This window comes from Longispora albida DSM 44784 (assembly GCF_000379825.1).
In the GTDB taxonomy this organism is placed as follows: domain Bacteria; phylum Actinomycetota; class Actinomycetes; order Mycobacteriales; family Micromonosporaceae; genus Longispora; species Longispora albida.
On the sequence record NZ_KB903814.1, the window covers coordinates 615,244 to 633,789 of the forward strand.

The 18,546-nt window shown below is 68.1% G+C and carries 12 protein-coding genes and 2 pseudogenes; 8 read left to right on the plus strand and 6 right to left on the minus strand.

Annotated features, from left to right (window positions below):
* The first annotated feature begins 7 nt into the window (after positions 1-7).
* The 4 genes from A3G1_RS0107015 to A3G1_RS0107030 all read left to right on the plus strand — a co-directional run bounded on the left by A3G1_RS0107015 (position 8) and on the right by A3G1_RS0107030 (position 9,644).
* On the plus strand, positions 8-970 hold the full coding sequence (locus A3G1_RS0107015; protein WP_018348760.1) for a helix-turn-helix domain-containing protein: 963 nt from the start codon (positions 8-10) through the stop codon (positions 968-970).
* 222 nt (positions 971-1,192) lie between these two features.
* Complete coding sequence (locus tag A3G1_RS33640; RefSeq protein ID WP_157640956.1) at positions 1,193-7,906, plus strand: polymorphic toxin-type HINT domain-containing protein; 6,714 nt, start codon at positions 1,193-1,195, stop codon at positions 7,904-7,906.
* A 12-nt stretch (positions 7,907-7,918) separates the two neighbouring features.
* The gene (locus A3G1_RS40370) at positions 7,919-8,302 is read left to right on the plus strand and encodes a hypothetical protein (protein ID WP_157640957.1); all 384 of its coding nucleotides are present in this window, start codon (positions 7,919-7,921) and stop codon (positions 8,300-8,302) included.
* 373 nt (positions 8,303-8,675) lie between these two features.
* Positions 8,676-9,644 (plus strand): transcriptional regulator, encoded by a 969-nt coding sequence (locus A3G1_RS0107030; protein WP_018348763.1) that lies wholly within the window; start codon positions 8,676-8,678, stop codon positions 9,642-9,644.
* A 127-nt stretch (positions 9,645-9,771) separates the two neighbouring features.
* Here the strand turns inward: A3G1_RS0107030 and A3G1_RS41675 are convergent.
* The 5 genes and pseudogenes from A3G1_RS41675 to A3G1_RS0107050 all read right to left on the minus strand — a co-directional run.
* A pseudogene (locus tag A3G1_RS41675) lies at positions 9,772-10,143 on the minus strand (proprotein convertase P-domain-containing protein); the annotation flags it as partial.
* 75 nt (positions 10,144-10,218) lie between these two features.
* Positions 10,219-10,962: pseudogene (locus tag A3G1_RS41680) on the minus strand (S1 family peptidase); the annotation flags it as partial.
* 27 nt (positions 10,963-10,989) lie between these two features.
* Positions 10,990-13,590 carry a S8 family serine peptidase gene (locus A3G1_RS38270; protein ID WP_083936787.1) on the minus strand — a complete coding sequence of 867 codons (2,601 nt, stop codon included), beginning with the start codon at positions 13,588-13,590 and terminating at the stop codon, positions 10,990-10,992.
* Between the two features lie 241 nt (positions 13,591-13,831).
* Complete coding sequence (locus tag A3G1_RS0107045) at positions 13,832-14,911, minus strand: NAD(P)H-dependent flavin oxidoreductase (RefSeq protein ID WP_018348766.1); 1,080 nt, start codon at positions 14,909-14,911, stop codon at positions 13,832-13,834.
* Complete coding sequence (locus A3G1_RS0107050) at positions 14,908-15,495, minus strand: flavodoxin family protein (protein WP_018348767.1); 588 nt, start codon at positions 15,493-15,495, stop codon at positions 14,908-14,910. The genes A3G1_RS0107045 and A3G1_RS0107050 overlap by 4 nt, the downstream gene beginning before the upstream one ends.
* Before the next feature lie 145 nt (positions 15,496-15,640).
* Here A3G1_RS0107050 and A3G1_RS0107055 point away from each other — a divergent pair, with 145 nt between their 5' ends.
* Complete coding sequence (locus A3G1_RS0107055; protein ID WP_018348768.1) at positions 15,641-16,207, plus strand: TetR/AcrR family transcriptional regulator; 567 nt, start codon at positions 15,641-15,643, stop codon at positions 16,205-16,207.
* A 16-nt stretch (positions 16,208-16,223) separates the two neighbouring features.
* Here A3G1_RS0107055 and A3G1_RS33655 read toward each other — a convergent pair whose 3' ends face one another.
* The gene (locus A3G1_RS33655) at positions 16,224-16,844 is read right to left on the minus strand and encodes a histidine phosphatase family protein (protein ID WP_018348769.1); all 621 of its coding nucleotides are present in this window, start codon (positions 16,842-16,844) and stop codon (positions 16,224-16,226) included.
* A 144-nt stretch (positions 16,845-16,988) separates the two neighbouring features.
* Between A3G1_RS33655 and A3G1_RS33660 the strand changes: the two genes are divergently transcribed.
* The 3 genes from A3G1_RS33660 (at position 16,989) to A3G1_RS0107075 (ending at position 18,499) form a co-directional block, all read left to right on the plus strand.
* Positions 16,989-17,516, plus strand: a complete 528-nt coding sequence (locus tag A3G1_RS33660; RefSeq protein ID WP_018348770.1) for a hypothetical protein — start codon at positions 16,989-16,991, stop codon at positions 17,514-17,516.
* A 78-nt stretch (positions 17,517-17,594) separates the two neighbouring features.
* Positions 17,595-18,050, plus strand: a complete 456-nt coding sequence (locus A3G1_RS33665) for a DUF4259 domain-containing protein (RefSeq protein ID WP_018348771.1) — start codon at positions 17,595-17,597, stop codon at positions 18,048-18,050.
* 59 nt (positions 18,051-18,109) lie between these two features.
* Positions 18,110-18,499 (plus strand): tetratricopeptide repeat protein, encoded by a 390-nt coding sequence (locus A3G1_RS0107075; RefSeq protein WP_018348772.1) that lies wholly within the window; start codon positions 18,110-18,112, stop codon positions 18,497-18,499.
* Positions 18,500-18,546 lie beyond the last annotated feature (47 nt).

An 18,546-nucleotide genomic window follows, 5' to 3' on the forward strand; every position in this document is an offset into this window, starting at 1 on the left:
GTCTGGTATGGATCCGCTCCTTGAACCGGTCGGGCTGGGCGAGGTGGAGAGCGCCGTCTATCTGCGGCTGATCGCGCATCCCCGGCAGACACAGGCCGAGCTGTCGTCGGCGCTGGGCAAGTCGCCGACCCGGGTCCGGGGCGCGCTGGTACTGCTGACCGAGGCCGGGCTGGTGAGCAAGCTGCCGACGAGCCCGGCGCGGTACGTGCCGGCCCCGCCGGAGATCGGCATCGACGCCCTCGTGCTCCGCCGCCAGGAACGGCTGGAGGGGCTGCGGGGCCAGGCCCGGGACCTGGCCCGGCAGATGGCCGACACGCCGCACGGCAGGCCCGGCGACCTGATCGAGGTCATCGAGGGCGACGCGCCGATCATGCACCACCTGGTGAGCATGCAGCTGGGCGCGCAGCGGGAGGTGGACATCGTGGACTGCCCGCCGTACCTGTTCGGCCAGTCCAGCGACAACGACGAGGAACGGCAGGCTCTGCGGCGCGGCGTCCGGTACCGGGCGATCTACCACGCTCCCGTGCTGGACCAGCCCGGCAAGCTGGCCAACGTGCTCGACTTCATCGGGCTGGGCGAGCAGGCCAGGGTCCTGCCGGACATCCACCTCAAAATGATCATTGTGGACCGCCAGCTGGCCATGATCCCGCTCCGGCTGGCCGAGGCCGAGACGGGTGTACGGATCCTCGTCCGGCAGTCTCCGCTGCTCGACGCGCTGGTGACCTGCTTCGGCCTCCTGTGGGAGGAGGCCGTGCCGCTCGGCAGCCTGCCAGGGCCGGGCGGACCGGGCGACCGGGACCGCGAGCTGCTGGCGATGCTGGCGGCCGGGCTGAAGGACCGGGCGATCAGCCGGGCACTGGGCGTCACCGAACGGACTGTGACCCGCCGCGTGACACAGCTGATGGCGCACCTCGGCGCCCGTACCCGCTTCCAGGCGGCACTCCAGGCCGCGCGGCGCGGCTGGCTCTGAGCTGACTGACGTCCCCAATGGACATCACAGAAAGTGACTGATCACAGTGGCAGTGCGGAGAGATTGGTGACGGAAAGTTTTGATTGCGCCGGGCGCGGAGGTCTCCGTAGGGTCATCGACTGCTGAGTATGTCGAGATCTGGGGAGGGTCTTGGTGCTTGCGCGCCGTGGCTTTGCCGTGCCCATTTTCGTTGCGGCTGTTGCCTTTTCACTGTTACCGGGTGTGCCTGCCCTGGCTGAGCCAGGGCTTGACGCGCCATCTCTGAACGAGAAGACCGTGCCGGTGTCGCCGGTCGCGCCGAAGACGCTGCCCGCGCCGCCGATGCCCGCCTGGCAGGCTCCGGCGGAGTCGTGGCCTGTGCCGGGTGCGTACGACGCGACCGTGCCGGAGCTGTCTCCTGACACGCAGGCCGGGCAGATGTCCGCGCCAGCCGGCGAGGGAGGCACGTCCGACAGTGTGTGGTCGAGGGCTGGTACCTCGGCGTTTTCCGTTCGTGCGAATGCCACCACGTCCACGCTCGCTGCCCGCGAGCCTCGCACGGCGAAGGAGGCCGCTGCCGGGCCGCCGGCTGCGGTGAAGGTCATCGTCGCCGACCGTACGGTGGCGAAGAAGGCCGGTATCCCCGGTGTCCTGTTCACCGTGAAACGCTCCGACGGCATCACCACACCCGGACGTGTCGGTGTGGGCCTGGACTACGCGGGTTTCGCGCAGGCGCTGGGCTCGGACTACGCTTCCCGGCTGCGTCTGGTCGCCCTTCCCGGGTGCGCGCTGACCACACCGGAACTCCCGCAGTGCCAGACACAGACCCCGCTGCCGGACACGGCGAACACGTGGGCCGCCAAGCGTGTCTCTGGCACGGTGACCGCCTACGCCGATCAGGGCTTCTCGTCGTTCGCCGAAACCCCATCAGGTGCGTACGCGGCGACCACCGGGCCGGGATCGTTCGCGTCCACGCCGCTGTCGATGGCGGGTTCGTGGTCTGCGGGCAGTCAGTCCGGGGACTTCTCCTACTCGGTGCCGATGGGTGTGCCGAAGTCGGCGGCTGGCCTCGACCCGAAGATCGCCCTGACTTACTCGTCGCAGTCGACGGACTCCCGCACCCTCGCGACCCAGGGCCAGACAAGCTGGGCTGGTGAGGGCTGGGACCTGACGATGGGGTTCATCGAACGGCAGTTCACCTCGTGTACTGGCATGCCGAACCCGGGTGACCTGTGCTACGCCTCCGACCACGTCACGATGAATCTCGGCGGTAAGTCCACCCAGCTGATCGTCGACAACAACACCGGGCAGTTCAAGCCCGTGAACGACGACGGGTCGAAAGTCGAGCGCCTCAACGGTGCCGCCAACAGCGAAGGCGGTAACGGCGAGCATTGGAAGATCACCACGGTCGACGGTACGCAGTACTGGTTCGGGCTTGGTGGCCGGTGGGGTGTGGACAACGGTGATGTCACCAAGTCGGCGTGGATGACGCCGGTGTGGGCCACGCAGTCGCATCACCGCTGCTACAACGCGAACTACGCCGATTCCCATTGCCGGCGGGCGTGGCGGTGGAACCTGGACTACGTCTTGGACGCCAAGGGCAACTCGATGACGTTGTTCTACGAGCGTGAGCAGAACTGGTACGGCGCCTACAACAACACCATCCCCTACCTCGTCGACCGTGGCGGTTACCTGTCGCGGATCGAGTACGGCACCCGTCAGGGCGCTGAGGGTGGCGGCGCGCCGTACCGGGTGCTGTTCGCCCCGGCCGAGCGGTGTTTCGTAACGGTGTGCAGCGGTAACAGCGCAGGCTGGCCCGACACCCCCTGGGACTTGTTCTGCTACTCGACGGGCTGCCCGAACAACCAGTCCCCCACGTTCTGGACCTCGGTGCGGCTCGCGTCGGTGACGACCCAGTACTGGGTTCCGCCCAAGGACGCCATCCCGGGCTTCTACCAGCAGGCCGACCAATGGCGGCTCAAGCACTGGTTCCCCGACCCCGGTGACAACACGGCACCGTCCCTGTGGCTGGGATCGATCGAGCACACCGGCGGCTACTCCGGTAACAGCCTCGACTCACCAGTCCTGTACTTCGACGGGCAGGCGAAGCCGAACCGGGTGGACTACAACACGGCTGAGGCTGTGCCGCCGATGAACAAGTACCGCCTGTTCCGCATCACCCCGTCCACCGGGTCGCAGACGATCGTCACCTACGACGCCAACGACACTTCCGGCGTGGGCTGCTCGGCCACGCTCATCCCGCAGTCGGCTGTGGCCAATGACCGCCGGTGCTTCCCGCAGTACTTCACCCTCGATCCGAAGAACACGACGAACGGCAGCGGGTGGGGCTGGTTCCACAAGTACGTCGTGGCCACCGTGAAGGAAGTCGACGTCACTGGCGGCGGCCCGGATGAGTGGTGGACGTACAACTACAGCAACGAAGGCTCCTCTACGACGGCGCTGTGGCGGCACGACGAGAGCCACACGCAGCTCGACTACAACAAGCGGTCGTGGAACAAGTGGCAGGGCTACACGACCGTCCACACCTGGCACGGCAGCGGCAGTTCCGTCGAGTACTCCACCAAACGGTACTTCCGTGGCATGCACGGAGACCGGACCAACAGCAGCGGCGGCACCCGCACCGTCACCCTGACCGACAGCTGGGGCAATGTCCTCGAAGACTCCGAATGGCTCGCAGGCGTCGTCCGTGAGGAATACACCTACGACAACTCCGGCCCGACACCCCAGGCACGCCAGCACATCGTGCACAAGACGTATGCGATGAACACGTCCTGGCAGCCCTCCTGGGGCGGCTACTCCGGACACCAGGTCCGCGAGAAAGAAACCATCACCGCCACCCACATCGCCGCAGAGAACCGCTGGCGGCAGACCACAACCGGGTACGACTACGACTCCTACGGCCTGGTCACGGCAACGAGGGACCTCGGTGACACCGGCACCACCGCTGACGACACCTGCACCACCACCGAATACGCCCGTGACACCACCCGGCACCTGATCGACTACATATCGCAGACACTCACCACCAACTGCGCGCCGAACCCGGCCGATGCCGACTACTTCGGCGGCACCCAGCTGAAGTACGACGGCAGCAACTTCGTCGGCGCAGCCCCGGTGAAGGGCCTGGTCACGCAGACCAACTCCCTGCACCGCCCGGGGAGCACCAAGGAGTGGTGGCAGATGGCCACCGCGACGTTCGACGCCTACGGCCGGCCCAAGACCACAACGGACGCACTCAACCGCACCACGACCACCACCTACGGACCGCAGGACGGCTGGCCTACCACCAAGGTCACCATGAAGAACCCGGCCGGCCACGAGGCGACAACCACCCTCGACCCAGCCACCGGGAATCCGCTGACCGTCACCGACCCCAACGGCAAGGTCACCACCACCCTGTACGACCCGCTCGGCAGGCTGACCAAGGCATGGACAGCCAACCGGCCGGATACAGCAATACCGGATGTCGCCTACACGTACCACCTGCCGTCCTGCGGCTTCAGCAACGGCAACTACACCTGTGACTCCACGTCGTGGGTCAAGACATCCAAGCTCGGTCCGAACGGCAACACGATCGACTCCTACGCCATCCTCGACGGCAGGCTACGGGCACGGCAGACACAGTCGATCACTCAGGACGGCAAGACCTCCATCACCGACCAGGCCTACGACGCGGCCGGGCGGGTCTGGCTGACCAACGCCTACAAGGCTGACAAGGTCCCGTCCGGGACGCTGTACGGCACGGCGGATGTGAACGTGCCAGAGCAGCATGTCATCGCGTTCGACTCGATGAGCCGCCCCGTGTCGGACACCCTGCGCAGTAAGGGCGTCCAGATTTCCCAGACGGTGACGACCCACGACGGCGACCGCGTCACCGTCACCCCGCCCTCCGGCGGGACAGCCACCACCACCATCAGCGACGCCCGGGGCCGGATGACGACCCTGCGCCAGTACCTCGGCTCACAGCCCTCCGGCACCTACCAGGACTCGACTTTCACCTACGACCGGCTCGGCCGGCAGACGTCCATCAAGGACAGCGAGGGCAACACCTGGACCACCGGCTACGACATGCTGGGCCGGGCCGTCACCAAGACCGACCCTGACACCGGTACGTCGGCGACGGCGTATGACACGGCCGGGCAGGTCGTCTCCACGATCGACGCGCGCGGCGTGAAACTCGCGTACAACTACGACGTCCTCGGACGCAAGACGGCTGTGCACAAGGACAGCCTCGCCGGTACCAAGCTCGCGTCGTGGACGTATGACACTCTCGCCAAGGGTCAGCTCACGTCGTCGGCGAGACACGAGGGCCCGGACGCCTGGGTCAACGCCGTCACCGCCTTCGATGACAGTTACCGGCCGCTGGGCACGTCGGTCACGGTACCGGCGTCGCAGGGCACCCTGGCTGGTACCTACACGGTCAGCAGCACTTACAAAGCTGATGGCTCACCGGCTACCACGATCCTGCCGGCTGCGGGCGGCCTGCCAGCGGAGACTCTCACCTACGGTTACGCCGCGGCTGGGCACGCCCTGACCATGACGGGCCTGGACGCGTACCTGTCGGATACGCAGTACTTCCATGACGGCGGGATCTACCAGCGCACGCTCGGGACCGGCTCGAAGCGGGTCAAGCTCACGGGTGAGCGTGACGAGGCCACGAAGCGGCTGAGCCGGTCGATTCTGTCGATCGAGCAGCCTGCCGGTGGCTTCGCGGAGGAGTACAACGAGAAGTACACCTACGACCTTGGCGGCAATGTCACCGGCATCGCCGAGACGAAGAACTCCACGCCGGTCGGGGCGCAGTGCTTCCAGTACGACGGCCTGCGCCGTATGACCGAAGCCTGGACCACCGCAGCAACGGCATGCCAGTCCGCGCCCTCGCAGGGCATCGTCGGCGGGGTCGAGCCTTACTGGACGTCCTACACGTTCGACAAGGCGGGCGGACGCAAGACTGAAACCAAGCACAGCAGCGGCGGCGACACCGTCCGCACCTACACCACCCCGGCAGCACTGACGGCGAAGCCGCACTCACTGACGAAGGTCGACACCAAGATCGGCGCAGGCGCGGCCTCAGTCACCGACCAGTTCACCTACGACGCCGCAGGCAACACCAAGACCCACAACGACAAGACGTTCACCTGGAACGACCTCGGCAAGGTCGCATCCATCAGCACCGGAACCTCATCGTCCTCGTTCGTCTACGACGCCGAGGGCAACCGGATCATGCGCGCTGACTCCACTGGCCGCACGCTGTACCTCGGCGGCCTGGAACTGCACGCCGACTCCCTGACCACCAGCGCCACAGCCACCCGTACCTACAGCTCCGGGGGCACGATCGCAGTCCGTACCACCACGGGCGGGCTGACATGGATGGCATCCGACCACCACGGCACCGGGCAAGCCGCTATCAATCCCGTAAGCATGGGTGTCACGCGTAAGCGCACCGACCCCTACGGCGCGGTCCGCGGCACTACTCCGGTGTGGCCGACCCAGCGCGGCTTCGTGGACGGAGTCAACGACCCCGACACCGGATACGTCCACATCGGAGCACGCCAGTACAGCCCCGCCATGGGCAGGTTCATGTCCGTCGACCCCGTGTTCGACGGGGCCGACCCGCAGTCCTGGCACGGCTACGCCTACGCCAACAACGCCCCCGTAACCTCCAGCGACCCCAGCGGCCTGGTCCGAAACAGGGACTCCGACGGCGGCGGATCCTCCAGCTCCTACACCGAACTCAACAGCAAGCCCGACCCGTCATACACACCCCCGCCGCCCACCCCACCCAAGAAGAAGAGCAACAACTACTTCAAGGGGCTGCTCACTGGCGGAAAGAACTTCGTCAAGAAGTCCGTGGAGGGCGTCAAGGGCGTGGGCAAGGAGATCGGTAGCCGGTACTCCGAAGCCTGGGCCATCACCAGCGGCGTCGCCACCGGGGACATGTCCTGGGGCGACGCATGGGACCGGGGCACCAGCCTCCTGGGCAAGGTCGTCTCGACGCCCTACGTAATGGCTTACGGCATGGCCGAAGGGGTGCTCGGCAACTTCCTCGACGGCGTCGAAGCAGTCAGGACCGGCGACTGGGAACGCCTCGGCGAGGTCAGCGGCGAAAACACGCTCGACATCGCAGGCATGGCCACCGGCCCGAAGATCCCTGGCAAGCTCGGCAAGTTGTTCGGGAAATCCGGATGCAAGCACAGCTTCGACCCAGCTACCCCTGTATTGCTAGCCACAGGCGAGAGCAAGCCGATTGCCGAAATCAAGATCGGCGACCAGGTCGTCGCAACTAACCCCGAGACAGGCGAAAGTGCGGCCGAGCCAGTTACCGCACTGCACGTCAACGACGATATCCAGCTCGTCGACCTCACTGTCACCATTGCATCAACCGGTAATGACGTCACAATCCAAACAACCTGGAACCATCCCTTTTGGAACAGTACCACCGGAAAATGGACCGACGCGAACGCTCTTCGACTTGGCGACGTTCTCCATTCCGCAACCGGGGACATTGTCACCGTCAGGACCAGCTACAGCTACATCAGCGCGAAATCCATGCATGATCTCACGGTTGGCACGACGCATACTTACCACATACAGGCGGGCAGCGCGCCAGTCCTGGTGCACAACTGCGGCCCAGAGGAATCAGTAGTCAAGCTACCTGAGACCATTGCCCCGAAGCCGCTTAAAGCAGGCCAGCACGATAATGCCTGGAATGAATTTCTCGGCCCGGGTGAATGGACGAACAAGCATCCCCGGACTGGCGAGATTGATCCGAATCGACTGGTGTCGGCTGACGGCCGCCGCAGTATTCGTGTAGGGCCACACGAAATGGGCAGCAAGCCGACGAAATTCCATTACCACGAAGAGTCATGGGACTGGCATTCGCCATCCAATACATGGTATTACTCGAACAGGCTTGTCCGAGTCCCGATGAAATAGGGGAAGGTAGTGGTGGAAGTTCTCATTGAAGCCGTACTCGAGCAACACGACCGAGTGGCCTTCCAGTGTGCCTACGGCTCCGCTTGGGCTCACTGGAGGGGAGAGTCGACCCCTGAGGTCGGAATTCGGGAAGTGGAGCTGGAGTTTCCCAGCGGCGTACTGCGATGGACTGAATCTGCCGGCCCGGAGGTCTCTCGAACGAAAATCCGTCAGGAAGGCGAACTTCTGGTTCTTGCTGGACTAGTGGAGCGGATTGCGGACGATGGCGTCATAGATTTTCGCTTCGGCCCGGACATCATACTCCTGGATTCGGTACCCCAAGCCGAAAATTTGTCGGCGGGAATGAGCGTCGAATTCTGGTTCGACGAACTGGAGTTGTACCCATATGTAATTTGACGATTGTGCGCAGATTCTTGCTTGGTGCCGCGTTGAGGCTGCTTGCCACAACACGGCACCAAGCCAGCGTCGCATAAGTCACCCCGTCCTCTTCGCTTCAATCAGCTACGCCAGCGAGCAAAGGGACTCTCACCTATGCAAGCGACCACTGAAACTACGGCCGTTAATGCAGGTTCGGGTTGCCACCCAACGGGCGATGGCCGAAGCATCACTCCAGAACACCCGGCTGGGTTGGCCCTGAGCTAGGTCCGCTGGGTGTCCTTTCTCCGACAATGTCGGAAGGCGGTCGTCGTGAACGTGGGGCACATTCGCGTGGAACAGGGCGATACTGCCTGTGGGTCCGAGACCCGGGCCCGCCGAACCGGAGGACGCGATGCACCCCCTCAAGCTCGCTCCCGACGACGACCCTGCCACCACCACCCTCACACCTGATCTGCGGCAGGTACTCCGCAATGGACCGTTCCCGGCCGCCCTGCACCTGGCGATCGAGGCCAGCGGGCTGAGCCTGGAGGCGTTGCAGCACGCGTTGTTCGCCCGGGGTATCCCCGTCAGTCTCAGTACGCTCAGCTACTGGCGGCGGGGCCGGAGCCGTCCCGAGCGGGCCGCGTCGCTGCGTGCGGTCGTGGTCATGGAGGAGGTGCTCGGCCTGCCCGCTGGTTCGCTGGCGGCGCTGTTAGGGCCGCGCCGGCCGCGGGGGCGGTGGCTGGAGCATGTGCCGGGTACGGCCCCGCTGGCCAGGCTCTGGGAGCATCCGGAGACGCTGGCGAGGATGTACGGCGACTTCACCTCCACCCCCGCCGACCAGCTCACCCGGCTGACCGTCACCGACGACTACCACATCGGCCCGGACGGCCGGGCGACGCGGCTCGTCAGCCGGCAGGTGATCCGCGCGGAGGCCGACCGGGTCGCCCGGTGCCTGATCACGCTGTGGGTGGAGGACCGCACCGGGCTGGGGCCGGTGCTGACCGGTACCCGGTTCTGCCGGGCTGGCCGGGTCCGCGACGAGCCGGGTACGGGCTTCACGGTGGCCGAGCTCGTCCTCGACCGGGTGCTGGGCAGGGGCGAGCTGGCCGTGGTGGAGTACGAGCTGACCATGCCGCGTCAGGGTGAGCTGTCCGACGACTACAGCCGGAGGTTCGCGCGGCCGGCCCAGCAGTACGCGCTGTCCGTCGTCTTCGATCCGGCCGCCGTGCCGGTGCGGTGTCACGGCTATCAGCGTTCGGTACCGGGCGGGCCGGATCGCTGGGCGGCCGAGGTGTGGCCGGGTTCGTCGCACACCGCGCAGTTCGTCGCGCACGACGTGCCGCCGGGGCTGGCCGGCCTGCGCTGGGAGTACGACTAACCGCTCTTGACCTTTGTTCTTGATCTAACGCGAGGTGGCCCGCTGAGGGCGGATCTGGCAAGCGTCGCGGACTTCCTCGCACGGGTGTTGTACGTGGAAGCCCGCGACGCGCAGTCCAGATTCGTTCTCAGCGGGTCGGCACCACCCCAAAGGTCCAGGTGTCTAGGTATCCGGTGTCGTACGAGTACACGTCCTGCACGCGTAGTTTCCACGTGCCGTTGGCCGTCTCCGATGACAGGTTCACGGTGTAGGTCGTGTCCACGTTGACTGTGCCGTCACCGGGTGACGCAGTCTTCAGTGGATACACGGTCCCGTCCGGGGCGAGCAGGTCGATGACCAGGTCGCCGCGCCACGTGTGCCGGATATGGACTTCCACTTTGGACGTCGCCGAAGCGGAGCCCGCGCAGCCGGACACCGTGACCTCGCTCGTGACCGCCGCGCCCTTGTCCGGCAGCGGCACGTCGGTGGCGTTGCTGACGGACGGGCAGGCCGGCTGCGGGGTCTGGCCGGCCTCCTGGATCGCCCAGTCGCCCATCGGGCCGGGGAGCTTGCCGAAGCCGGAGTACGAGTTGCAGCCGGTGCGCACGAACGACGCCACGCCCACGACCACGCCGTTCACCAGGAGCCCGCCGCCGCTGTCGCCCTGGCAGATCCCGTCGTGCCCGTCGGAGTAGCCCGTGCACAGGTGGTACCGCTCGTCGAAGGACGGCAGGAAGGACTTGCATCCCGCGCTGGCCACCACGGGCAGGTCGACCTGCTTGAGGATGCTGCTGGTGTTCTCGTCGAGCGCGATGCGGCCGTATCCGGCGAAGTGCGTGCTCGTGCCGACGGGAATGAGCCCGGTGTCGTTCGAGCCCGCGATCCTCGGATACTTGTAGCCCGCTGGCACCGGGATGTCCCGGTCGACCGTCACCACAGCCACGTCCCAGCCGGTCGTGAAGTCGCTGTAGTTCGGGTGCTTCTTGTAGGTCACGACCTCCGCCCACGTGCCGGCGCTCGGGTCGGAGAAGTTGTCCAGGCCGTACAGGAACCGCTTCTTCCCCTGCGCGTCAGCGCAGTGCGCCGCGATCAGGATCTTGCGGGGCGCGACCACTGATCCGGTACACGATGCGCCCTGGGGTCGTGAGCCACCCTCGCGCGTGCCGAGGATGACATAGGGGTGAGCAGCGACGGTCGCGTTCTGGCCGCCGATGATCTGGTGCGTGCTGGGGACATTCTGGGACTCCGGCGTGACGGCCTGTCCTCCCGCGCCCGCCGCAGCTGCCTCACCAGGCAGGATGGCGGCGAGCAGCACCACTGTCCACAGTGCTTTCTTCATGGTGTACCTCCGAGGGGTGAGGCGCGGTCAGGACAGGGTCACGTCGTCCACCGCGACCGAGGAGGAGCCGCCCGCAGTGGTGTGCCGGATGGTGAGCGTGTAGCTCTGCCCGGCCGTGACGCCGGCCTGCGCCGGGAACCACAGCGTGCCGTTGAAGCAGAACTGGTTCGCCAGGGTCTGCTTGAAGCCCGTGGCGGTGTTGACCAGCTCGATCGTCGACGGGTCGTTGAAGGTGGTGCAGCCGGACTGCCGGAAGTGCAGGTTCAGCACCGACTTGCCAGCGCCGGCCGTGAAGGTCTGGCTGATCGAGCTGGTGCCAGGGCCGCCGCCCACCTTGCCCGCGTAGCTGCCCGTGCGGCCGGGCGTCGTCACGCCAGCGGTGCCCGACGCCGTCCAGCCCGTGAGGCTGCCTGACTCGAAGCCGCCGTTGACGATGCCGCCCGACGGCGGGTCGGGCCGGGTGACCGTGAGGGTGAAGGTGGTGCTGTGCGTGGCGGAAGGCGCGGTACCCGTGATGCTGATCTGGTACGTGCCTGCCGCGGCCGACGCGGTCGTCGTGATGGTCAGGATCGCCGAGTCGCCGGCCGTCACCGAGGTCGGGTCGAGTGTCGCGGTGACGCCGGCCGGTACGTTGCTGGCCGCCAGGCTGATCGTCTCGGCCGGGCCGGTCACGACGGCCGTGGACAGGCTGGCCGTGGTGCTCTGCCCAGCCTGGATGGCCGCGCTCGACGGGGACAGCGAGAGCGAGAAGTCGCTGGTACCGCTGGGATCCTTCACGACCAGGCTCACCGTCGCGTCATGGGTGGCCGACGTGGCGGTGCCGGTCACCTTGATGGGGTAGGTACCGGGCTGGGCGCTCGAACTCGCCGACAGGTTCAGCTTCGCGCCCTCACCGGCCGTCACCGAGGACGGGACGAACGCCGCTGTCACGCCGGCCGGTACGCCACTCGCGGACAGGTTCACGGTTTCGGCTGTCCCGCTCACCACGGTCGTCGACACGGCAACCGAGACCGCGCCGCCCTTCTCGACCGTCGTGGTGCTCGGGTCTACCCCGATCGAGAAGTCGTTCGTCCCGCTCGGGTCGCGGACGACCAGGCTCAGCGTCGCGTCGTGCGTCGCGGAGGCCGTGGTGCCGGTGACCTTCACCGGGTACGTGCCAGGAGCCGTGCTCGACGCCGCAGCGATCGACAGCTTCGCCTGGCCACCGGCCGTGACCGACGAGGGCTGGAACGTCGCTGTGGCACCGGCGGGCAGCCCGGAGGCCGTCAGGTTCACGGTTTCCGCCGTGCCACTGACCACGGTCGTGGACACGCTCGCCGAGATCGACCCTCCACGGTCGACCGTCACCGAGGACGGGCTCACGCCGATCGAGAAGTCGCTGCCCTGCGGCGGGCCACCCTCGTTGCGGCTGTAGAGCAGCTTGTTCGGCGAACCCGTGCCGATGTTGCCCTGGAGCACGTTCGGCGTGGCCCCGTTGACGATGAAGTCGTGCACCTGGGCCGGTGTCGCGTTCGCGTTGTTCTGGAGGTACAGCGCGACAGCCCCGGCGACGTGCGGGGAGGCCATCGACGTGCCGGTCATGTTCGAGTAGGCGCTGTTGCTGCTGTGGTACGCGGAATAGATGTTCTCCCCCGGCGCCCACAGGTCGAGGCAGCGGCCGTGGTTGGACGTGCCGCTCTTGTAGTCGGTCTTGTTCGAGTTGCCGACGTTGATGATCGGCGCGTAGACGCCACCGGGGCCGAAGGTGCAGCCGTCGCTGCCGTTGTTCCCGGAAGCCGCGACCATCGGGATACCGGCGTCGTTGACGGCCTTCAGCGCGGCGTCACCGATGTGCGCGTCGTCGAAACCCCAGCTCATGTTGACGACGGCGGGCTTGACCGCGTTGCGGGCGATCCAGTTGAGCGCGTCGACGCCTGCCGAGTCGGGGCCGGTGTTGCCGCAGTTCAGCCCGAGCATGCGGACCGACACCAGCTTGACCTTCTTCGCCACGCCGACCGTCTTGCCGCCGATCGTGCCCGACACGTGCGTGCCGTGCCCGAAGCAGTCCTCGCCTTCCCGCCCGTCGTTGATGAAGTCCGCGCCGAGCGTCGCCCTGCCCTCGAACTGCTCGTGCCCGTACTTGATGCCCGAGTCCGTCACGTACACCGTCACGTTGCTCGCCGTGCCGGAGTAGGTGTACAAGCTGTCGAGCGGCAGGTTCTTCTGGTCGACGCGGTCGAGGCCGTAGCTCGGCGGGTTCGGCTGCTCGTCGGTAGCGCGCGCTGTGCCGGACTGCCGGACCTCCCGGACCGCCGGGTCGGCGGCCAGCCGCCGGGCACCACGCTCGCTGAGCCCGGTGACGGAGAAGCCGTGCACCGCCGTCTCCCAGACCGAGCGGAGCTGCCCGCCGTACTTGCTGGCCAGCCCGGCCGACGTCTTGCCGATCGCCTCGGCCGTGAGCGTGTGCGAGCCCTCGCGGAAGAAGACGACGTAGTGACCGGGGATCGGTTCCCTCGCGACGCTGATCACGGGGCCTTCGGGCTGTGCCCAGGCCGGGCCGGGGATCGCGGCGGCCAGGCCTGCCGATGCCGCGACCGTGAGGCCGAGCACCGCCGTGCGGATACCCAGCCCGAATATGGATCGTGCCACGTGCCCTCCAAAGCCGTTCGTTGTGCCTGATGGACGGGCACAAGGTAGGCGGAACCGGCAGAGGGCAGGAAGGCTCCTTCTAGGAAGGTAACAGCCTCACTGTGGCAATTCTGTTTATTGGGTGTACTCGCGGCAGGACTCGGCTGTGCTCTGTGGATCCCCGGCAGACGGCGGCGTGATCGTCTCGGCGGGTAGCCGCCGTCTCGCCGGGGCAGTCGTCAGTGTGCGCCTGCCGGACCGGTCAGCGCGACCGGCGACCGGCCAGTACCTTCTCCGTTTCGGCTGCCAGTTCCCTCAGGTACTCCGCCGCGTGCCCCGGCCGGGACAGCGCGGCCGCCTGGCCGGCCCACAGGTTCACGTGGCCCGGCTGGTTACGGGCGCCGGCGGCCTGGCGGATCGGGAGCATGAGGTTGTTCTGCACCGGATAGGCCGGCACGTCGTCCTCGTGCGCGGCCATGTCCCGGATGAAGTCGTTGACGATGCCCCGGGCCAGCCGGCCGGAGAACAGTCTTGTCAGTACGGTCACGCGGGCATCGGCCGAGTGCAGCGCCGCCCGGTGCACGTCGCTGGCGTTGGACTCGGCAGTCGCGAGGAAGCCGGTACCGACCTGGACGGCGTCGGCCCCGAGCGTCAGCGCCGCCGCGACTCCCCTGCCGTCCGCGATGCCCCCGGCCGCGATGACCGGGATGCCCACGGCGTCGGCGACCTGCGGGACGAGCGAGAAGGTCCCGACCAGCGACTCGCGTACCGGCCGGAGGAAGGAGCCCCGGTGCCCGCCGGCGTCACTGCCCGACGCGACCACGGCGTCCATCCCGGCCGCCTCGATCGCCAGAGCTTCGTCCACAGTGGTCGCCGTACCGATGGTGACGATGCCCCTGCGCCGCGCCTCGGCCAGGATCCCCGGAGCGGGGATGCCCATCACGAAACTCATCGCGGGCGGCCCGGCGGCGAGCAGGGCCTCGGCCTGGTCGGCGTAGGCCGGGCTGGCTGGCGGCGCTTCCGGTGCTGGTACGCCGAGCTTGTCGTAGTGCGGGCGCAGCCGGTCGATGTCGGCCTGCGTCCAGTGCGCGTCCCGCTCGGACGGCTGCGGGACCCAGAGGTTCACCGCGAACGGGCCGTCCGTCTGCGCGCGCAGCTCCGCGACCAGTGTGGTGAGGCCGTCCGGGGTGAGGATGTGCCCGCCGTACGAGCCGAGCCCGCCAGCGTTCGCGACCTCTGCGGCCAGGGCGACGGAGGAGTACCCGCCGCCGAAAGGGCCCTGCACGATCGGGTACCGGACCCCGAGCAGGTCCCCGAGCCGTCCCGGCTCCAGCGTGGTCATGCCGCGGCCACCAGGGCGAGACGGCTGGCCAGCTCGGCCACCCGGCGGCCCAGGTGCTCGGCCGTGCGCAGGTCGGCGTCCGGGGGCGTCGTGTCCGGGCCCGCGTCCGAAGAGGACTGGGCCATCGCCCCGAGGAACCCGCCGAGCCGGTTCAGGTCCTCGACACTGCCGTCGGTGGTGAACACCCAGCCGGGCGGCAGGCCGAGGTTGACCCAGTTCATGCCGTGCTGGGCGGCGAGCACGGCCATCGAGGTCAGCGCGTGCAGCTTGTCGCCGCTGGCGCTGGCCGAGTTGGTGAAGCCGGCCGCCAGCTTGTCCTTCCAGCCCTGCTCGGCCCACACCTTCGAGCTGGCCTCCGCGAACGCCTGGAACTTCGCCGACGGGCTGCCCATGTACGTGGGCGAGCCGAAGATGATCGCCTCGGCCCCGGCCAGGGTCTCCCACAGCTCCCCGGACAGCTCGGCGACGTCGAGCAGGGCTGCCGAGGCCCCTGGTACCGAGCCGACCCCGGCGGCGACAGCCGCAGCCTGGCGGGCGGTGTGCCCGTATCCACTGTGGTACGCGATAGCGACAGTGATCGTCATGAGTGTTCTCTCCTCGCGGAAGACATGGTGACAGCCTGCCCGGTGCGGCCGGGTGCTGTCCTGTGCCGAACACTAGACGACCGGTCAACTATCGTGCAAGACGACCGGTCAACTATCGAGCCCTGGATGCCCTATACTCGCTGGCATGGGACGCCCGAGCACCGCACGCGACCGCCTGCTGGAGGCGGCCTGTGACCTGATGGGCAGCCGTGGCTACGGCAGCATCGGCGTCGCCGAGATCTGCGCGACCGCCGACGTGCGCAAGGGCAGCTTCTACCACTTCTTCGAGTCGAAACAGGCGCTCGTGCTGGCCGCGATCGACGCGCACTGGGCCGCGCAGCGGCCCGGCTGGGTCACGACCCTCGCCAGCCCCGGCGGCCCGGCCAGCCTGGAGAAACTCCTCGCCGACCAGGTCGCGTACCAGCGCTACACGCTCGCGGCCACCGGTTCGATCCGTGGCTGCCTGCTGGCCAACCTCGCACTCGAGCTCAGCTCGGCCGACGAGGTGATCAAGGCCCGCCTGGCCGCGATCTTCGACGAGCAGATCAGCCTGGTCGCCGCGGAACTCGGCGGCGACAAGCCCCTCGCCCGCGCCGTCCTCGCCCAGCTCGAAGGGATGGTCCTCTTCGCGCGGCTCGCCAACAGCGTCAGCCCGCTCGACGACCTCTGGCCCCAGACCCAGCGCCTCCTCGGCCCAGCCCGGGCATCCTGAGACCGGGGCCGGCGATTCAAGCCAGGTGGGTCAGGTCGTTGTACGAGCCCATCGTCCAGTAGCCGCCCCCGGCGTCCCACCGCCACTCGGTCACCGACGTGAAGCCCGGGTCGAGCCGCGCGCCCGTACCGGGCCTGGGCACCCCGAACAGCCTCATGAACGCCCAGACGACATACCCCGCGTGCGTCACGGCCACCACCGTCTTGCCCGGATAGCGCCGCGCCAGTCCGCTCAGGCTCGCGTCCACCCGCGCGGTGAACTCCTGCCAGGTCTCGCCGCCGGGCGACAGCGGGCGGGCGGGCTCGGCGAGGGGATCGAACGTCCCGTACCGCGCGGCGAACTCGCCGGTTGTGAGCCCGTCACCCTCCCCGATGTGGATCTCGCACAGGTCACAGTCCTCTCCGGCGACGGCGACCTCACCGAAGGCGGGCAGCAGGATCTCCGCCGTCTCGCGCGCACGGGCGACAGTGCTCCACAGCACCACATCCGCCCGTGTACCCAGGGCGGCCAGCCGGTCCCGTAAGGCTGCGGCTTGTTCCCGGCCCGCGCTGGTCAGCCCTGGGCAGCTGTCGCGCCCGGAGACGAGCCCCAGCCGGTGGTGCCCGGACTCGCCATGCCTTACCAGCAGCAGACGCACAAGACTCCCCGATCGATCGCGTCCGGCACTCCTCTCCCGGAACTGCCGGGCACACCCTATCGGGGACAGCCCGCGACCTCCGTCCACTGTGCCGCACGCCGGGCGGGGCAGCGAGACTCATCGACATCCGACTATGCTTCGCGGGTGGCCTGGCGTCAGTATTTCCTTCTCCCGCTCCTGATCGGCTTCGCGGTGCTGCACGCCGTGGACGTGGCGATCATCGTCGCTGTCGAGCTGCCGGAGGCCGCGCGGTTCACCGAGCTGGCCGAGATCGACACCTCCTGGGGGTACGTGACGGCGAATGCCTGGGCCGGGCTGGTGTTCTCCGCCGGGCTCGGGCTCGGGGCCGCGTGGCTCGCCGTCCTGGCGTTCCGGGGCCGGGCGGCCACGGGGGTGGCGGCGCTGGCCGGCGTCACGGTACTGATGGTGATGCTGTGCGCGCTGCCGTGGCGGCTGGCCCCAGTGGACTCCGAGATGGGAGTCACCGCCGTCGCGCCGCTGGCCGTCGTGCTCGCCGATCCGGGTGACGACTCGTGCTGCCCGGCGGAGAACTTCCCCGGCTGGTACACGCGGTGGGTGCAGGTGTTCTGGGTCGCGCAGTGCGTGGCGTGCCTGCTGGCCGTGGCACTGGGGCTGGGGCGGCAGGGTTCCGGCGCGGTGACCCGGGCCTGAGAGGTCAGGCCTGCCGGGACGTGATGTCATACCGGGGCGCTACATTCCCGGGACATCGTGAGCTGGGAGAGGTGTGGCATGGGGACCTGGGATATCGGCCCGTTCGACAACGACAGTGCTGCGGACTGGTGCGGCAACCTGCACGACGCCGGCCCCGCCGAACGCGCCGGCCTCATCCGCCAGGCTCTGCGCGAGGCTGCCGAGGAGACCGGGTTCCTGGATTCCCGCGAGGGTGGGCGCGCCATCGCCGCCGCTGCCATCATCGTCTCGCAGCTGCCCGGCGGTGTGCCGCTGACGTCGTCGTACGCTCCTGACTTCCTGATCGGCGGCGGCCGGGTGGAAGTACCCGCGGATCTGCCCGCGCTGGCGGTGCGCGCACTGGACCGGGTCCTGGCCGCGAACTCCGAATGGTACGAGCTGTGGGAGGAGAGCAACGACCCTGACGCCGCCTTCGCTGTGGTCCGCGATCTGCGCGCCGAGCTGCACGGGGCCACTGCCGGCGCGGGCGAGCCGGTCGTTCCGCAGGCGGAATAGCCGGAGCGTGCCCGGCCCGGAGGCGGCGGGCCGGGGAGCGAGCAGGCTAGCCTCGCAGCATGGATGCCCTGGAACTCAGACGTGCCGCGGCGGCCGGCGACCCCGACGCGATGCTCGCGCTCGCCGACCTGATCGGCGAGGAGGATCCGGACGATCCGCAGGCACGTGACTGGTACGAGCGCGCCGCCACCTCCGGCCGCCCCGAGGCCATGTACGCCTTCGGCGTCGTGCTCCGCTGCGACGGCGAAGAGGAGGCGGCCGAGTCGTGGCTCCGCCGGGCCGCCGCGACCGGGCACACCGGCGCGATGGTCGAGATCGGGCACATCTTCGACCATCTCGACGAGCCGGACCAGGCGATGGAGTGGTACCAGCGCGCTGCGGACGCGGGCGACGCCGACGGGGCAGCCAACCTGACGGCTCTCACCGCACTCCGGAAGCCATCGTCCTAGGTGGACGACGCGTTGGCTGTGGCCGCCACCGACCTCAGTCAGCCGGT

Coding starts and splice junctions, on each gene's coding strand:
- A3G1_RS0107055 (WP_018348768.1), top strand. CDS start 15,641: ATGGGACGCCCGAGCACCGCACGCGACCGCCTGCTGGAGGCGGCCTGT.
- A3G1_RS33665 (WP_018348771.1), top strand. CDS start 17,595: ATGGGGACCTGGGATATCGGCCCGTTCGACAACGACAGTGCTGCGGAC.
- A3G1_RS0107050 (WP_018348767.1), bottom strand. CDS start 15,495: ATGACGATCACTGTCGCTATCGCGTACCACAGTGGATACGGGCACACC.
- A3G1_RS0107030 (WP_018348763.1), top strand. CDS start 8,676: ATGCACCCCCTCAAGCTCGCTCCCGACGACGACCCTGCCACCACCACC.
- A3G1_RS0107045 (WP_018348766.1), bottom strand. CDS start 14,911: ATGACCACGCTGGAGCCGGGACGGCTCGGGGACCTGCTCGGGGTCCGG.
- A3G1_RS0107015 (WP_018348760.1), top strand. CDS start 8: ATGGATCCGCTCCTTGAACCGGTCGGGCTGGGCGAGGTGGAGAGCGCC.
- A3G1_RS0107075 (WP_018348772.1), top strand. CDS start 18,110: ATGGATGCCCTGGAACTCAGACGTGCCGCGGCGGCCGGCGACCCCGAC.